Below are 3,781 nucleotides of genomic sequence, written 5' to 3'. Positions count from 1 at the left end.
GGCCCGGACACTCTGGACCTGAAGGCCACCGAGCCCAGGACCAGGTTGGTCCTGGCGTCCAGCTTGCCCGAGATCGACGCTTCCGCCCCCCGGTGGCGGACCTGCCCGACTTCCCCGAATGAGCCGTCCGCTCGAAATCCAACGCTCGGCTTGGAGATATCGAACACCGCGCCAATCAGGGTCAGGCCAGGCGAGAGCCCATGACGGACACCGAGCTCGAATTGCTCGGAATCGCCTGGCGGGAGTACTTCGTCGCGGTTCGTCGCGGAGGCCGGGGCATAGCCATTCTCCTCAAGCCCGGTGACCCAGCTGCCGAACATGGCGGTGCGCACGGTCAGGTTCGCGATGGCGGAGACATTGTATTGCGTCGAGTTGGAGACGCGCCTCGACCTCGCGCCGGCAATCGTCAGCACTGATTTGTCATAGCGCGTCCGGTGGGCGGCAAGTCGCACCTGCAGCACGTCTTTCCAGGCGAGCGAATAGCCGGCGGAGGCAATGACTTGCTTGACCCGGTCATTCCCCCTCGTCCCGGTCCAGAGCGGCTCGGGTGGATCGGGAGGGTCGTCTCCGCGCAGATTGAATGCGCCAAGGCTAATGGGCAGATACGAATAGACGTCTTTCCGGGTACGCCCGCCACGCATGGACAGTGTGACAATGTGGCTGAGATCGCCTGATTTGAACGATCTGGCGACCCTGAGCTCGGCAGAGTCGGAGCGCTTGGCGCCGACAGGGCTGCGATAGGTCGTCGCCACGGCATCGCCCTTCGCGTCGGCGGAGATCAGGGTGATATCGACGTTGCTCAAGTCGAACACCGAACGGAATGCCGACAGATCGATATCGAAGCCCGCGACGCCGCCATGATAGAGGAGGCCGAAGTTCCTGTTTTCGGCGGCGGTCCTGGCCCAGTCGGGCGAATATTGGTGCCGCTGCTTGAGGCTTGGGGGTGGCGCGGTCCCGATCGGTATCATGTAATAATCGCCATCATAGTGCCGCCGATTCAAGGACCCGAAGACGCGCAGCCGATGACCCGGCGCAATGTCCCACGATCCGACGGCGCCGAGGCGCAGGGCCTTTCCCCGGTAACCCTGAGCATAGCGAGAGTCGGGTAGCCACAGAACCCCGCCGGCCAGGCCAAGTGAACCCGTGCGCAGCGAAAAATCACCCTGCACGACGCGTGTGCCGAAGTCCCGAAAACCCGCGCCCAGACGCAGCTCATTCGTCGGGCCCGCGTCGCGAAGCCGGTAATTGACGACACCGGACGGCGCCGGATAGGCGAGGCGCGCGCCGCTCACACCGACGCGAACGCTGACACCGCTCAAGACGGTGTCGTCCAGCGGCGACGCCCGGTTGAAATAAGCGTCGTCGATCCGGTATCCACCGCTGTCGTTGAGATCGAAGCCGCGGACCTGGGTTTCGCTGTACAGGCCTGCCTGTTCAATCCCGCTGCGCTCGCCAAAGGCGTCCTCGGCGCTCTTTATGGCGTTGTCCTGCGCCACCGCAGGAGCAGCCACCAGCGCGGCTGCGGCAATCCCGATTTTCCAGATCATGGCCCGACATCTCTTCCCCGAAACAGTCGAGCTGGGTGATTAGAGGTCGCAAAGGCCGGAGCCGATACCGCTTAATGCAGCGGACCGGCCATTCGCTGCATCCGTGCAGCAATGATGCAGCATCGCGCCGTTTTTGCGGTAAACCGGCGCCATGAATGGATCTGAAACGCCTGCATCCTCAATCCGGTGGTGGCGGATCGCGGCGTTCTGGTGCGTCGCGGCGGCCTTCGAGACGTGTCAGTCGATCTTCATGCTTCATTCCGAAGGGAAGCATGGCGGCGAGCCGAAACTGATCTTCACCGAATTCATCAAATGGCTGCCCTGGGCGCTTGCGACACCGTTCGTCATCAGCCTTGCGCGGCGCTATCCGATCATCCGCATACCCAGCGTACGCGGCATCACCGCGCATGTGCTGACCTTGATCGGCATCACGCTATGCGCCGAAGCCTGGTCCGCGACGCTGCAGGTCCTCTTCAACCCGTGGCGCAATAAACGCCTGCCGGTCTTCTGGGATACATTCAGCACGACGATCATCTTTCAGGCGGTGAATTGCCTGGCCGCCTATGCGCTGATCCTCACCATCACCTATCTCGTCGAGTCCCGCGACAGCATCGCACGCCAGGCGGCCGAGACGGCGCGCCTGAACGAGGAATTGTCCAGGGCGCAACTGGCGGCGCTGCGCAGACAGCTCGAGCCGCATTTCCTGTTCAATGCGCTTCACTCGATTTCGGGTCTGGTGCGCGACAATTGCAACGCGGCGGCGGTCAGGATGATCGTCGGCCTGAGTGAATTCCTGCGCCATGCGATCAAGGATGGCGACCGGCAGCAAGTGGCGCTCGCCGAGGAAGTCGATTATCTGCAACGCTATATCGAGATTCAGCAAGCGCGCTTCGGCGAGCGGCTGCACTTCAGCGTCGAGATCGCGCCCGACACGCTGCATCTCACGGTGCCCAGCCTGTTGCTGCAGCCGCTGGTGGAGAACGCCATCAAGCATGGGCTCGGCAAAAGGGCGGCCGGCGGCAAGGTCCGCGTGAAGAGCGTCCGGGACGGGCCGGCCCTGCGTCTCAGCGTCTATAATGACGGCCCGGCCTTTCCGCCGGATTGGGAAACCAACGGCAATGGCGTCGGCCTGGCCAATCTGCGGACGCGGCTGCGGATCCTCTACGGCACGAATGCGGCATTGAGCGTGCGGCGCATCGGACGTGCCGGGGTGGAGGTCATTGTCACATTGCCGCCGGACGGAGCATAGCCGGTGCCGTCCATCGACCATCACCCCATCCGGCGCCCCGTCCGGACGCTGGTCGTGGATGACGAGCCGCTGGCCCGGCGCAACCTCACCATCCTCCTCGGCCGCGACCCCGACATCGGATCGATCATGGAGTGCGGTGGGGGCGCGGAAGCGATCGGCATCATCCGGCAGTCGAGGCCCGACCTGGTGTTCCTCGACGTACAGATGCCCGAATGCGGCGGGTTCGATGTTCTGGAGGCGCTCGGCGCCGACGTTCCCCAGACCCTGATCTTCGTCACCGCGTTCGATGAATACGCCTTGCGGGCCTTCGAAGTGGGCGCACTGGACTATCTGCTCAAGCCCTTCAACGATGAACGCTTCCACAGCGTGCTCGCCCGCGCCAAGGAGAAAATCGCGCGCTACGGCGTGCAAAATCGACCCGCCGGACGGTTCATCGTCAAATCCCCGGGCCAGATCCTGTTTGTCGATGTCGCCGACATCGACTGGGTCGAGGCGGCCGGCTATTACGCCTGCCTCCACGTCGGCGACGCCACCCACGTCATCCGGCGCAGCCTGGCAGAGCTCGAGCAGGAGCTGGGGCCGGACCGTTTCATCCGGATCCATCGCTCGGCCGTCGTCAATATCGACCGCATGCGCGCGATCGAACTGCAAAGGTCCGGCGACTATGAGGTCGTGCTGGAAAACGGACGCCGCCTGCCGCTCAGTCGCCGGTGCCGGAAGCAAGTCCAGGATCGCGCGACCGCATTGGTGATGGGGCTGGGCCCTGATTAGCGAACCACGTCCACCGTGCGTAACGAGGCCGTCGGAGTGACTGCCTTGTCACCGAATTCTTGTCACCGAATTCTTGTCACCGAATTTCCCCATGACCGTTCAAAGCGCCGCGAGCGGGTTTTCGCCGCATATTGCCTTCACCGCTCACCGTCGCGCGCCACCCCAAACCTCTTCGGCCGGGGGAGGGCCGTCGCTTTTTATGCTGCCGATAATC

Annotated in this window: 3 protein-coding genes; 2 read left to right on the top strand and 1 reads right to left on the bottom strand. The window is 63.7% G+C overall.

Features of this window, described 5'->3' with window-relative positions; genetic code table 11:
• Positions 1–1,547: hypothetical protein (locus ACRECS_RS27270; RefSeq protein WP_431586114.1), on the bottom strand; the 1,547-nt coding region annotated here is incomplete at its 3' end.
• Between the two features lie 250 nt (positions 1,548–1,797).
• On the opposite strand from ACRECS_RS27270, the gene ACRECS_RS27265 reads away from it, so the two are divergent.
• A complete protein-coding gene (locus tag ACRECS_RS27265; protein ID WP_431586113.1) occupies positions 1,798–2,796 on the top strand; it encodes a sensor histidine kinase in 999 nt (332 codons plus the stop codon).
• A gap of 3 nt (positions 2,797–2,799) precedes the next feature.
• Entirely contained in the window at positions 2,800–3,567 is a 768-nt protein-coding gene (locus ACRECS_RS27260) for a LytR/AlgR family response regulator transcription factor (RefSeq protein WP_431586112.1), read from the top strand.
• The last annotated feature ends 214 nt before the right edge of the window (positions 3,568–3,781 follow it).

Source organism: Sphingomonas sp., from assembly GCF_050725575.1.
Taxonomy (GTDB): Bacteria; Pseudomonadota; Alphaproteobacteria; order Sphingomonadales; family Sphingomonadaceae; genus Sphingomonas.
Note: the sequence above shows the minus strand (reverse complement) of the source record. Positions and strands in the feature narration are given on the sequence as shown.